The 12302-nt window shown below is 76.8% G+C and carries 16 protein-coding genes; 8 read left to right on the top strand and 8 right to left on the bottom strand.

What is annotated here, in order from left to right; all coding sequences use genetic code 11:
• Positions 1–21: 21 nt before the first annotated feature.
• Positions 22–600: a GNAT family N-acetyltransferase gene (locus J3P29_RS03850; RefSeq protein ID WP_210491714.1), complete on the bottom strand. Its 579-nt coding sequence runs from the start codon at positions 598–600 to the stop codon at positions 22–24.
• Between the two features lie 44 nt (positions 601–644).
• Complete coding sequence (locus J3P29_RS03855; protein ID WP_210491715.1) at positions 645–998, bottom strand: hypothetical protein; 354 nt, start codon at positions 996–998, stop codon at positions 645–647.
• Positions 999–1023: 25 nt separating this feature from the next.
• Here J3P29_RS03855 and J3P29_RS03860 point away from each other — a divergent pair, with 25 nt between their 5' ends.
• From J3P29_RS03860 to J3P29_RS03870, 3 genes are all read left to right on the top strand, one after another.
• Positions 1024–1626, top strand: a complete 603-nt coding sequence (locus J3P29_RS03860) for a GNAT family N-acetyltransferase (protein ID WP_210491716.1) — start codon at positions 1024–1026, stop codon at positions 1624–1626.
• Positions 1627–1670: 44 nt separating this feature from the next.
• Positions 1671–1970 carry a hypothetical protein gene (locus tag J3P29_RS03865; RefSeq protein ID WP_210491717.1) on the top strand — a complete coding sequence of 100 codons (300 nt, stop codon included), beginning with the start codon at positions 1671–1673 and terminating at the stop codon, positions 1968–1970.
• A 65-nt stretch (positions 1971–2035) separates the two neighbouring features.
• Positions 2036–2776 (top strand): alpha/beta hydrolase, encoded by a 741-nt coding sequence (locus J3P29_RS03870; RefSeq protein ID WP_349239802.1) that lies wholly within the window; start codon positions 2036–2038, stop codon positions 2774–2776.
• Here the strand turns inward: J3P29_RS03870 and J3P29_RS03875 are convergent.
• Positions 2773–3648, bottom strand: coding sequence for a LysR family transcriptional regulator (locus J3P29_RS03875; RefSeq protein WP_210491718.1), 876 nt, complete (start codon positions 3646–3648; stop codon positions 2773–2775). The genes J3P29_RS03870 and J3P29_RS03875 overlap by 4 nt on opposite strands.
• Positions 3649–3718: 70 nt before the next feature.
• Between J3P29_RS03875 and J3P29_RS03880 the strand changes: the two genes are divergently transcribed.
• Positions 3719–4123, top strand: coding sequence for a nuclear transport factor 2 family protein (locus J3P29_RS03880; protein ID WP_210491719.1), 405 nt, complete (start codon positions 3719–3721; stop codon positions 4121–4123).
• An 18-nt stretch (positions 4124–4141) separates the two neighbouring features.
• On the opposite strand, the gene J3P29_RS03885 is transcribed toward J3P29_RS03880, so the two are convergent.
• Positions 4142–4840 carry an SDR family oxidoreductase gene (locus J3P29_RS03885; protein WP_210491720.1) on the bottom strand — a complete coding sequence of 233 codons (699 nt, stop codon included), beginning with the start codon at positions 4838–4840 and terminating at the stop codon, positions 4142–4144.
• A 137-nt stretch (positions 4841–4977) separates the two neighbouring features.
• Here J3P29_RS03885 and J3P29_RS03890 point away from each other — a divergent pair, with 137 nt between their 5' ends.
• From J3P29_RS03890 to J3P29_RS03900, 3 genes are all read left to right on the top strand, one after another.
• Positions 4978–5235: a hypothetical protein gene (locus J3P29_RS03890; protein WP_210491721.1), complete on the top strand. Its 258-nt coding sequence runs from the start codon at positions 4978–4980 to the stop codon at positions 5233–5235.
• 45 nt (positions 5236–5280) lie between these two features.
• Positions 5281–6117: an SDR family NAD(P)-dependent oxidoreductase gene (locus J3P29_RS03895; protein ID WP_210491722.1), complete on the top strand. Its 837-nt coding sequence runs from the start codon at positions 5281–5283 to the stop codon at positions 6115–6117.
• A gap of 77 nt (positions 6118–6194) precedes the next feature.
• Positions 6195–6548 (top strand): VOC family protein, encoded by a 354-nt coding sequence (locus J3P29_RS03900; RefSeq protein WP_210491723.1) that lies wholly within the window; start codon positions 6195–6197, stop codon positions 6546–6548.
• Positions 6549–6595: 47 nt separating this feature from the next.
• On the opposite strand, the gene J3P29_RS03905 is transcribed toward J3P29_RS03900, so the two are convergent.
• The 4 genes from J3P29_RS03905 to J3P29_RS03920 are packed head-to-tail and all read right to left on the bottom strand — an operon-like array spanning position 6596 to position 10852.
• The gene (locus tag J3P29_RS03905) at positions 6596–7855 is read right to left on the bottom strand and encodes an MFS transporter (RefSeq protein WP_210491724.1); all 1260 of its coding nucleotides are present in this window, start codon (positions 7853–7855) and stop codon (positions 6596–6598) included.
• Between the two features lie 48 nt (positions 7856–7903).
• A complete protein-coding gene (locus J3P29_RS03910) occupies positions 7904–8416 on the bottom strand; it encodes a DUF4259 domain-containing protein (RefSeq protein WP_210491725.1) in 513 nt (170 codons plus the stop codon).
• Between the two features lie 49 nt (positions 8417–8465).
• Complete coding sequence (locus J3P29_RS03915) at positions 8466–9317, bottom strand: SDR family oxidoreductase (protein WP_210491726.1); 852 nt, start codon at positions 9315–9317, stop codon at positions 8466–8468.
• On the bottom strand, positions 9314–10852 hold the full coding sequence (locus J3P29_RS03920) for an NAD(P)/FAD-dependent oxidoreductase (RefSeq protein WP_210491727.1): 1539 nt from the start codon (positions 10850–10852) through the stop codon (positions 9314–9316). Before J3P29_RS03920 ends, J3P29_RS03915 begins: the two co-directional genes overlap by 4 nt.
• 179 nt (positions 10853–11031) lie before the next feature.
• Between J3P29_RS03920 and J3P29_RS20620 the strand changes: the two genes are divergently transcribed.
• On the top strand, positions 11032–12255 hold the full coding sequence (locus tag J3P29_RS20620; RefSeq protein ID WP_210491728.1) for a helix-turn-helix domain-containing protein: 1224 nt from the start codon (positions 11032–11034) through the stop codon (positions 12253–12255).
• The last annotated feature ends 47 nt before the right edge of the window (positions 12256–12302 follow it).

A 12302-nucleotide genomic window follows, 5' to 3' on the forward strand; every position in this document is an offset into this window, starting at 1 on the left:
CACCGCCGCTCTCCGGGGCGCTCAGGCCGGGCGCCGCATGCCCCACACGGTCGGACCGCCGTCCGGCAGCTCGACGACGAACGTCGTCGCGAAGCCGACGCGCTCGTACAGCCGGACGTTGCGGGGGTCGGAGGTCTCGAGCCACGCCGGCTCGCCCGCGGCGTCGAGCGCCTCGAGCCCGGCGCGCAGCAGGGCGGTGCCGAGCCCGCGGCCGGCGGACTCGGGGTGGACGCCGAGGGTGGCGAGCGTCCAGTGCGGCGCGTCCGGACGCACGGGATCGAGGACGCCCTCCGCGGCCAGCGCGGCGTCCCAGCGGTCGCCGTGCGCCGCCACGAGCGCGGCACCGAACCCCTCGTCGGCCGGCGGGGCGACGTCGGGCGGCAGCCAGACGGCCGCGCCGTCACGGGCCGGGGTGACGTGCACGCGGCCCTGCGGCAGGCCGACGCCGCGCAGGTACAGCGCCTGCAGGTCGCGGACGCGTCGGGCATGGTCGTCCGCAGCGACGGTCCAGGTCGTCCACGGGTAGGCGGCGAACGCGGCGGCCAGCGTCCCGGCGACGGGCTCGACGTCCGCGTCCGTGGCGGTCTCGATCGGCGTCATGCCCGCACCATGGCGCACCCGCCACGGGCACGGCGTCCTCGCCGTCAGCGCAGGCCGAGGACCCGGGCCGGCAGCTCGTACACCGCCAGGTCCTCGAGCGGCGGTCCCGACCGACGGGGCCGTGGAGCCGGGCGCTCGCGGCCCCGTCGACGGCCCCGTCCCGCCGGGCGGACCGCGGCGTCGTCCTGCCCCGCCGGGTCGACGAGCAGCAGCCGCGTGCCGCCCAGCGCGGCGACGAGGGCGTCGACGGCCGCCTCGTCCGCGTCCTCGCCGGCGTCCCGGACCAGGCGCAGCGCGTCGGCGACGCGCACGCACCGCACGCCGGGCCGACCGTGGAACGGCACGATCGCCACCGCGGGGTGCGCGGCGAGCAGGGCGCGGAAGGCGTCGGCGTCCATCCGCCCCATTCTCTCGCGCGCGTGCATGGGCCGCACCCCCAGCGGGTACGTGCGGGGGGTGGAGGAGATCGCGGGGATCAGGACGGCGCGGGTCGACGAGGGGCGCGCCCTGGAGTGGCTGGAGCGCCGCGCCTCGCGCGGGTCCGGGGCGGTGCGCCGGGGGCTCCCGGACCGCGTCTTCGCCGTGCCCGTCGCCCAGCTGCGCGCCGGCATCGTCCGCGTGGCGGAGAGCGAGGCGGGCGAGCTCCTCGGGTTCTCCCTCCTGCTCGGCCCGCACCACGGCGTCTGCGAGCTCGACGGGCTGTTCGTCGACCCCGACGCGCAGGGCGCGGGCGTCGGGCGCCTGCTGATCGTCGACGCCCGGGCCGAGGCCGTGCGGCGCGGGGCGGCGCGGATCGAGGTCGTGTCGGCGTCGGAGTCCGTCGGCTTCTACGCCCGCATGGGCTTCAAGGGCCGCCGGACCGTGCCCACGCGCTACGGGCCCGCCGTGCGGATGGGCCTCGACATCGACGACGCCAGCGCCCTGCTGCGCCGCGAGGTGCGGCTGGCGGCGCCCGCCCGTCCCGCCGCCCGCCGGGCCCGTCGCGGCGGCACCCCGGCGCCGGACCGGCGCGCCGCCGAGGCGTAGCCGCCGCCCAGGGCGTCGCCCGCGGCCCCTGCCACACTGTCGGCATGACCCAGGTGGCGTCCATCACCCTCGACGAGGCCCAGTTCGAGGATCGGTTCCTCCAGATCCTCGAGGCCAGCGGCCTCGAGCCCGAGGAGTTCGAGGGGCTGCCCTACTTCTCCTACGCGCCGTTCTTCGTCATCGCCGGCGCCACGGTCTCGCCGCGCATCCGCGAGCACGGCGACCACACGCACTTCGAGGGCGTGTCCGTCGACGTGCCCGACGACCAGGTCGAGATCTTCTACGACGTGCTGCCCGAGCTGCTGGCCCAGATCCAGCAGGTCGAGGAGGGCGAGGAGGCCTGAGCCCGCCCGCCGCGTCCTACGCGTTCACGCCGCAGCACCGCGGCGGCTCCGGGCCGCCGCTCCTGCTGCTGCACGGCTTCCTGGACACCTGGCGCACGTGGGAGCTCGTGCTGCCCGCCCTGGAGCGCCGGCACGACGTGCTCGCGCTGACGCTGCCGGGCCACGCCGGCGGCCCGCCGCTGCCGGCGCGGCTGACCGCGACGTCGACGGTCGCGGCGGTCGAGGCCGCGATGGACGCCGCCGGGATCGAGACCGCGCACGTCGCCGGCAACTCGCTCGGCGGGTTCCTGGCGCTGCAGCTCGCCGCGCGCGGCCGGGCGCGGTCGGTCGTGGCGCTCTCGCCCGCGGGCGGCTGGGGCGGGGGCTCGGCGGTGCTGGCCGACACGCTCGCGGAGCAGGAGCGGCTGCACGCCGCCGTCCGCGCGGGCGCCGGCCAGGCCGAGACTCTGATGGCCACCCCCGCCGGGCGACGGCGCGCGACGGCCAGCACGACGGTGGCCTACGAGCACCTGCCGGCCGAGCTGCTGGCCCACCAGATGGTCGGCATCGCGCGCTGCGACGCCGGGCGGATGCTGCGCTTCGCGGCGACGGACCCCTACGAGGTCGACCTGGCGGCGATCGCCTGTCCCGTCCGCGTCGTCTGGGGCCGCGAGGACCAGATCCTGCCGTGGCCCGCCGCGGCCGCACGGCTGCGCCGCGAGCTGTGGCACGCGGACTGGGTCGAGCTCGACGACGTGGGCCACGCGCCGCAGCTCGACGTGCCGGTCGAGACGGCGCAGCTGATCCTCGGCTGGACCGGGGTCTAGTCCCCGAACGCGTCCCGGGCGAGCGCCACGAACCGCGCGGCCGCCGGCGCCGCGGCCGGCCGCCACGCGAGCGCCAGCGCGGCGAGCGTCGGCGACCCGGCCAGCGGGATCCCCCGCAGCCGCTCGCGGCCGGCGAGCATCGACGCGCTGACGACAGCCGCGCCCAGGCCCCGCTCGGCCAGGTCGAGGATCGCGTCGGGCGCGCTGGCCTCGAGCTCCGGCGCCAGCCGGACGTCCGCCGCCGCTGCCGCCCGGTCGAGCACCGTCCGGATGCCCGTCCCGCGCGGCAGGGCCACGAGCGGGTGGCCGACCAGCTCGCCCGGGGCCAGCGACCGGCGACCGGCGAGCGGATGCGCGGTCGGCACGGCGACCACGAGCGGCTCGCGCAGCACCACGTGCGACGCCACGCCGTCGAGCGGCTCGTCCGCGGTGCCGACGAGCGCCACGTCCAGGGCGCCGGCGCGGAGCGCGGCCAGCAGGGCGTCGGAGTCGTCCTCGCGCAGCGCCACCTCGACGCCGGGATGCGCGGCGCGGAACCTCGCGAGCGCGTCGAACAGCGGCGTGATGGTGCAGCCGCTCACCATCCCCAGCGCCAGGCGGCCGCGGACGACGCCGGTCACGTCGTCGACCGCCCGGCGGACCGCGGCCGCGGCGGCGAGCGCCGCCCGCGCGGGCTCCAGGGCGGCGCGTCCCGCCGCGGTCGGCCGCGCCGTCCGCCCCGAGCGGTCGATCAGCTCGGCCCCCAGCTCGCGCTCGAGCTGCCGCACCTGGGCGCTCACGCCCGACTGGCTGATGTGGACGCGCGCGGCGGCCCGCGTGAAGCTCGCCTCGTCGACGACCGCGACCAGGTACTCCAGCTGCCGCAGGTCCATGACTGCCGATTCTAGTTCGCAGCAGGACCAGCTGTTGGACTTCTGGTGGTCGGGACGGGACGCTGCGTGCATGAGCACCACGACGCACACCGGGGCGACGCGGCGCGAGGTCGCGCGCCGCCCCGAGGACCTGACCCGCCTGTTCGTGGAGCGGGCGAACGCCGGCGACGCCGAGGGCCTCGCGGCGCTGTACGAGGAGGACGCCGTGATGGCGTACCCGCCGGGCCGCACCACCGTCGGTCGCGCGGCGATCCGGGCGCTGTGGGAGGACGTCCTGGCCCACCGGCCGCGGTTCGCGCCCGAGCCGCCGCTGCCGACGCTCGTCAGCGGCGAGCTGGCGCTGACCTCGACCCCGCCGGCCGACGGCTCCGGGGCCCGGGCGCAGGTGGCCCGCCGCCAGGCCGACGGCACGTGGCTGCGGGTGCTGGACCAGCCGGAGTTCGTCCGGCCGGACGGCGGACCGGCCCGCGCCTAGGCGCGGGCCGGCGGGCCGCTACTCGGCGTCGGCGGCGCCCGTCTCGCGCACCCCGTCCTTGGACGACACCGTCGCGATGGCCGCGGCGATCTCGTCCGGGCCGCCGACCACCTCGAACGTGCAGTGGACGGTCGACGGGTCGTCGAGCACGGCGAGCAGCGTGGCGGCGACGTCGGCGCGCGGGATCGGCCCGCGGTCGACCTGGCGGGCGGCGTGGATGCGGCCGTGGCCGTCCTCGTCGGTCAGCATCCCGGGCCGCACGATCGTGTAGTGCAGGCCGCTCTCGCGCACGTCCTGGTCGGCCTGCGCCTTGGCCTTGTGGTACTCGACGTAGACCTCGTCGTCGGTGCGCGGCGGCCCGTCCAGGCCCATCGCGGAGACGACGACGATGCGGTCGATCCCCGCGTGCCGGCAGGCGTCGACGGTCTTCACCGCCGCCCCGTGGTCCACGGTCCACTTGCGCTCCTTGCCGCTGCCCGGGCCGGCCCCCGCGGCGAAGACGGCCGCGCTCGCGCCGCGGAACGCGCCGGCGAGCGACTCGCCCGTCGTCTCCTCGGCCTCCAGGTCCGCGACGACGGGCTCGATGCCGTCCGCGCGCAGGTCGTCCGCGTGGTCCGGGTTGCGGATGATGCCGCGGGCGGTGTCGCCCCGCTGGGCGAGCAGCCGCCCCAGGTGGCGGGCGATCTTCCCGTGGCCTCCGACGATCACGACGTCCATGCGATCGACGCTAACGCACGCCGTCCGGCGCCCCGAGGGCACGGGGGATGCGGTCGCCCGCCCCGGGGGATCGTCGGGGACGGGCCCGGGGGGATTCCCCATGGTGGGACCGTCCGGTGCCGCGCAGACTGCTGCCCATGCTCTCCGCGCTGCCGCTCCGCCGCCCCGCACCCGCTCCCGGCGCCGGCCTGGCGGCGCTGCTCGGCGCCCCGCGCCCGTGCGGGCCGGTGCCCCGGGACCGCGCGGCGCGGCGCGCCGTCGGGGGCGTCCGCCCCGTCGTCCGCCCCGGCGCGCCGCGCCAGACGGGGGCGCTGCCGCCGGGCGCCGCGGGGCGCGCCGCCGCCGTGTGGGCCGCGGCCGGCGTCCCGGCCGCCGACGCCGCGCCGCCCGCGTGACCCCCGCGCGTTTGGCCCGATCCGGCCGAGGGCACCGGCCGGCGCATGAGCACGGGTCACACGTCGCACGGGATCGCGGAGCAGGCGGCGGGGGCGCCGCGACCGCTCGCGGTCGTCACCGGCGCGTCGTCGGGCATCGGCCTCGAGCTGGCGCGGGTGCTGGCGCGCGAGCGGTTCGACCTGGTCGTCGCGGCGGAGGACGAGCGGATCGAGGCGATCGCGCAGGACCTGCAGCGCCTGGGCACCCACGCCCGCGCCGTCCAGGTCGACCTGGCGACCGTCGCCGGCTGCGAGCGGCTGGTGGACGAGGTCCGCGGCCTGGGCCGGCCCGTCGACGCGCTGGTGCTGAACGCCGGGGTCGGCGTGGGCGGCGAGTTCGCGCGCGACAACGAGCTGCAGGACCACCTGCGGCTGGTCGACCTGAACGTGCGCCACCCCGTGCACGTCGCGCGCGAGCTGCTGCCCGACATGGTGCAGCGGGGCGCCGGCCGGATCCTCTTCACCTCGTCGATCGCCGCCGCGGCCCCGGGCCCGTACCAGGCCACCTACGCCGCGTCGAAGGCGTTCGTCCACTTCTTCGCGGAGGGCATCCGCGTCGAGCTGCAGGACTCCGGCGTCACCGTGACGGCGCTGCAGCCCGGGCCGACGGACACGGCGTTCTTCGCCCGCGCGGGCATGGAGGACACGAAGCTGGCCCAGGGCCGGAAGGACGATCCCGCGCAGGTGGCGCGCGAGGGCTTCGACGCGATGATGCGCGGCGACGACCACGTCGTCGCGGGCGCGCCGCAGAACACGGCCCAGGCGCTCGGCGGCAAGCTGCTGCCCGAGACGCTGACCGCGCGGATGCAGGCGCGGCAGACGAAGCCCGGGTCCGGGGAGTGACCGGCACGCGGACGGTTGGCGCCGCCGGAGCCGGGTAGCGGCACGGCACACCCCGAACGCGAGAGGCGATCGAACCCGTGATCAGCAAGATCGAGACCGTGTGGCTCCCCGTCGACGACATGGACCGTGCCGTCGGCTTCTACCGCGACACCCTGGGCCTGGAGGTCGTCGACCACGAGGGCAAGTGGGCCGAGGTGACGGCCGGCGACCAGCGCATCGGCCTGAACGCCGGCAAGGACGAGACCCCGGCCGGCAGCGGCGGCGCGGTCATCGCCTTCGGCGTCGACGGCGCCATCGAGGACGCCGTCGCGCAGCTGCGCGACAAGGGCGTCGCCTTCTCGGGCGACCTGTCCGACCACCCGTGGGGCAAGATCGCCCCGTTCAAGGACTCCGAGGGCAACGACCTGCAGCTCTACGCCCCGCCGGCGTAGGGGCGGCGCGGCGGACGACGGGCGGCCGGCGCGGCCCGTCCGTCCGCCTAGCCCGCGGCGCCCGCGGCCGCGTCCCCGGCCGCGGGCGCCTTCCGGCGCAGCCCCCGCACCGCGGGGCTCGCCAGCACCAGCAGCGCGATCGGGATCGCCACGACGGTCTGGATCGCCAGCAGCTCGTGCAGGCCGATCAGGTCCGACAGCGGCCCCGCCACCGTCAGGCCGACGGGCATCAGCCCGACCGTGACGAGGTAGTCGTACGACGACACCCGCGACAGCGAGGCCTCGGGGATGTGCTCCTGCAGGCTCAGCTCCCACAGCGTGTAGCCGATCGACACCGCCGCCCCGGTGACGGCCTCGAGCGCCGCGATCCCCTCGATCGGCAGGCCCGACCCCAGGATCGCGGCTTGGCACGACGCGACGACGAACGCGACGCCTGCGACGAGCAGCGGGCGGGACGGGCGGAAGCGCAGCACCAGGAGGTCGCCGACGACGGCGCCCAGGCCGAACGCCACGCTGACGAGCGCCCACGACGACGCCCCGCCGTACTCGGCGTCGGCCAGCACCGGCCCCAGGACGAAGATCGCCGGCAGCACGACGACGTGGTAGACGACCATCAGCAGCAGGAAGCCGCGCACCCACCCGCGGCTCCACACCTCGCGGAAGCCGGCGCGCAGCTCGGCCAGGGCGTTCGGCGCCGCCGGCTCCACGTCGCGCGCCACCGTGCGCGGCCGCAGGAGCGCGAGCGCGGTGCAGCTGACCGCGAACGTGGCGGCGTCGACGGCGAGCGCGCCGCCGGGGCCCAGCGCGGCGACGAGGACGCCCCCGATCGCCGGCCCCGCGATCTGCCCCGTGGACATCGTGAGCGACCGCAGCGCGTTGGCGTCCTGCAGCAGCTCGGGCCGGACCAGGCTGGGCATCAGCCCGACCATCGCCGGCTGGAAGAACGCGTCCGCGGTGCCGAAGATCGCCATCAGGACGACGAGGTGCCAGACTTCGGCGACGCCCCCGAGCAGCAGCCCCGCCGCGACGAGCTGCACGACCAGCCGCACGACGTCCGATCCGAGCATGAGCCGGTGGCGCGGCAGACGGTCCGCCCACACGCCGCCCAGCAGCGCGAAGAGCAGGAACGGGACGGTCAGCGCGGCGGCGACGAGCCCGACGTCGGAGGCGTCGCCGCCGATGTGCAGCGTCGCGAACGGCAGGGCGATCGTCGTGATGCGGTCGCCCACGACGGACAGCGCCTGGCCGGTGAAGAGCAGGCGGAACTGGGGCTCCTCCCGGAGCACGCGCGGGAACGGGACGGACATCGGGACGACGGCATGATGCCGCCTGCGCCGGCCGCGCGCGCGGCGGGGTCAGTCGCCGTGACCCGGGACGCGCTGCAGGCGCTCGCGGACGTCCATCACGGCCAGCAGCCAGCCGATGTCGCCCGACCGCCCGTCGTCGGCGTCCGCCTCGGCCCACAGCTGCGCGAGCTCGCTGCGTCCGGCGTCGACGACGACCGGCAGCGCGCGGAGCGCCAGCGGCACCTGGTCCACGAGTTCGGGCAGGTCCGCCGTCAGGCGCACGAGCCGCTCGACGTGGTCCTCGCCGGCGCGGGCGGGCAGCGCCCCGCCGGCCGGGCCGTCGCCCGACGGCGCGCCGTCGGGCGCGGCGGTCCCGTCGGCGACCGGGTGCCCGACCGCGGCGGCGATCGCCTCGCACGCCGCCAACGCCTCGCACGCGAGCGGCGCGTCGACGAACCCGCGCTCCTCCACGACGGCCTCGAGCGCGGCCGTCACCATCGCGACGGTCGGCTCCTCCTCGAAGTCCGCGAGCCAGTCGGCGGCGTCGTCGTTCTCGAGGTGGCCGGGGCCCCACGCGCCCATGGCCGGGACTGTAGCCGCGTGGCGCGTGGGGTCAAGGGGCAGCGGCCGCTCAGCGCACCAGCCGGCGGTCCAGCAGCGCCGCCAGGCGCGGAGCCTGCGCCGGCAGCAGGCGGACGAGCAGGTCGACCGCCTTCGCGTCGCTGCCCACCCGCACGCGCGGGCGGTTCTTCTCCACGCCGTCCAGGACGATCCGCGCCGCGTCGTCGGCCGGCAGCTTCAGCAGCTTCTCGTTGTACAGCTTCGCGCGCGCCTGCTCGGCGGCGGTGGGCTCGCGGCCCTCGCGCTCGGTGCCGTGGCGCAGGGCGTTCGTGGCGATGTCGGTGCGCACGCCGCCGGGGTGCACGACGGTCACGCGCACCGGCTTGCGGTCGCGGAGCATCTCGCTGCGCACCGTCTCGGTGAACCCGCGGACCGCGAACTTCGCGGTGCAGTACGACCCGAGCTGCGGCTGGGCCAGGTAGCCGTTCAGGCTGGAGACGTTGATCAGGTGGCCGTCGCCGGACGCCACCAGGTGCGGCAGGAACTCGAGCGTGCCGTGGACGACGCCCCACAGGTTGATCGCGAGGACGCGCTCGTAGTCCTCGTAGTCGGCGTCGAGCGTCGTCCGCGACCCGCCCGCCACGCCGGCGTTGTTGTACAGCTGGTGCACGACGCCGAAGTGCGCGGCGACGTCGCGCGCGTACGCGGCCACGGCGGCGCGGTCGGCGACGTCCAGGCGCGCGGCGTGGATCTCGGCGCCCCGGCCGCGCAGCTCGCCCGCGACGCGCTCCAGGTTCGGCTCGACGACGTCCGAGATCGCGACCGCGCGGGCGCCGCGGGCCACGAGCGCGTGCGCCAGGGCCCGGCCGATGCCCGAGCCGGCGCCGGTGACGACGCAGACCTTGCCGCGGAGCGCGCTCACGCGCGGACCTCGGCGGCCGGCGAGGCGGGCGCCGCGGCGGCGCCGGCGGCGAAGAACCGCATCGGCGCGTCGGCGACCGGGCCGCGGCGCAGGTAGCGGGCGTCCTTGAAGTAGTCCATCGCCAGGAACCACGGCTCCTGCGTCCCCTGCTTCGGCAGGCGGTCCAGGGCGCGCACGACGTACCCGGCCTGGAAGTCGAGGAAGGGCCGCAGCTCCATCTCCTCGTCCGGCACCTCGGGCACCGCGGCGTCGTCGCCCTGCGCCGCGGTGTGCGCCATCAGCCGGCACAGGTACTCCGCGACCAGGTCGACCTTCAGCGTCCACGACGAGTTCGTGTAGCCGATGGCGAAGACGAAGTTCGGGACGCCCGAGAGCATGCAGCCCTTGTAGGCGACGGTGTCGGGCAGGTGCACCTCGCGGCTGTCGACGACCGTCTCGATGCCGCCGAAGGTCAGGACGTCCAGGCCGGTGGCGGTGATGAGGACGTCCGCGGGCAGCTCCTTCCCGGAGCGCAGCCGCACGCCCGTCTCCGTCACCCGGTCGATGTGGTCCGTCACCACGGACGCCTTGCCCGACCGCAGGACGCGGAACAGGTCGGCGTTGGGCACGGCGCACAGGCGCTGGTCCCACGGGTCGTACTTCGGGTTGAAGTGCACGTCCACGTCGACGCCCGAGCCCTCGAGCTGCTTGGCGTTGACCCAGCGGATGAGCTTGCGCGACGCCTGCGGGAAGCGCTGCGCGAAGGCGTAGATCCCGCGCTGCTTGAGGATGTTCTTCCAGCGCGCGGCCGCGTAGCCGCGCTTCTCGCCGAGCAGGCGCTGCAGCCGGTTGGCCACGGCGTCCTGCTCCGGCACGGGCAGGACGTACGTGGGCGAGCGCTGGAGCATCGTCACGTGCGCGGCGCGGTCCGTCATCGCCGGGACGAGCGTCACGGCGGTCGCGCCGGACCCGATCACCACGACGCGCTTGCCGTCGTAGTCCAGGTCCTCGGGCCACAGCTGCGGGTGCACGACGGGGCCGGCGAAGTCGTCCAGCCCGGGGATGTCGGGCGTGTAGCCCTGGTCGTAGCGGTAGTAGCCGCTGGCGCAGAAGAGCCAGCGCGCCGTGGTGCGGACGGTCTCGCCCGTGGCGGGACGCACGGCGTCGACGGTCCACAGCGCGGTGGCGCTCGACCACTCCGCGCGGACGACGCGCAGGCCGTAGCGGATGTGGCGGTCGATGCCGTACTGCGCGGCGGTGTCGCGGATGTACCGCAGGATCGACGGCCCGTCGGCGATCGCCTTCTCGCCCGTCCAGGGCCGGAACGCGAAGCCGAAGGTGTGCAGGTCGGAGTCCGAGCGGATGCCGGGGTAGCGGAACAGGTCCCAGGTGCCGCCGAGGTCCTCGCGGGCCTCGAGGATCGCGTAGGAGCGGCCGGGCAGCTTGTCCTGCACGTGGTAGGCGGCGCCGATGCCGGACACGCCGGCGCCGACGATGAGCACGTCGACGTGCGTGGTGTCGGTCTCGGGAACGGGCGGGGCGGAGGTGGGCGGCATGGCGATCACGGTCGTGGACGGTCTCGGTGACGATCCTCCGATCGGGGCGGTCCGCCAAGGGCGCGGCCGCCAGCGTTCGCGCCCGGAATGGGCAGAGTGCACAGCGTCGGCGGGTCGCCGGGGGACGGTCGCGGCGCGTACGGGTGCATCTGCACTGCCGGCCGGGGTAGGCTGCGCCGGTGTCCACGCCCGCCGCGTCCGACCGCGCCCTCGCGCTGCTGCGCGAGGGCGCGGAGCGGATCCTCACGTCGGCGACCGAGGAGATGTTCGCGCGCGTCGACGACGCGAGCCTGGCCGAGCACGACGTCGCCGTGGCCGAGGACCCCGTCCTGCTCGCGACGTTCCGCCGGGCCAACCGCGAGACGATCGTCCACTGGGCCGCGGCGAACGTGCGCGATCCCGGGGCGCCGGTGCCGGCGCACACGGGGCCCGAGGCCATGACGCTGGCGCGCGACCTGGTGCGCCGCGGCCTCGACGGCCGCGCCCTCGAGCCGTACCGCGCCGGCCAGAACGCCGCCTGGCAGGCGTGGATGGAGATGGCGTTCTCGCTCACGGACGACGCCGCGGTGCTGCACGAGCTGCTCGCCGTCTCGGCGCGCTCGATCTTCGCGTTCGTCGACGCGACGATGGCGGCGACGTACGAGCGGATCGCCCGCGAGCGCGCCGACCTGACGCGCGGGACGAGCGCCGAGCGCCTGGAGATGGCCACGCTCGTGCTCGAGGGCGCCCCCGTCGACCCGGCGCGGGCGTCGCGGCGGCTGGCCTACGAGCTGGAGGGCACGCACGTCGCGGCGATCGCGTGGAGCGACGCGTCGGGCGCCCCGGCCGGCGCCCTCGCGCAGGCGGCGCAGGCCCTCGCCGACGCGGTCGGGGCGGCGCGGCCGCTCGCGGTGTCGTCGAGCAGCGCCGCCACGTGGGTCTGGGCGGCCGCGCGGCACGACCCGGACCCCGCCGCGCTCGAGGCCGCGCTGGCCGGCACCCCGGGCGTGCGGCTGGCGCTGGGCGAGCGCGGCCCGGGCGTGGAGGGCTTCCGCCGCAGCCACCGACAGGCGCTCGTGGCGCAGCGGCTCGTGGCACGACTGGGCTCGGCGGCGCGCGTGGTGCGCCACCGCGACGTCGAGGTCGTCGCGCTGGTCACGCACGACGAGGACGCCGCGGACGCGCTCGTCGCCGGCGCGCTGGGCGAGCTGGCCGGCGCGGCGGCGTCGCTGCGCGAGACGCTCCGCACGTACCTGCGGCACGGCTGGAACGCCACCCGCACGGCGGAGGCGCTCTTCGCGCACCGCAACACCGTCGTCGGCCGGATCGCTCGGGCCGAGGCGCTGCTGCCTCGGCCGCTCCGGGAGTCCGCGCTCGAGGTCGCCGTGGCGCTCGAGGTGCTCCGCTGGCGTGGGGAGGGCTGACGCGCCGCGCGGCGGGCGCGGGATTGCTCGTCCCGCGGCGTGGGTAC

Source organism: Patulibacter sp. SYSU D01012, assembly GCF_017916475.1.
GTDB lineage: Bacteria > Actinomycetota > Thermoleophilia > Solirubrobacterales > Solirubrobacteraceae > Patulibacter.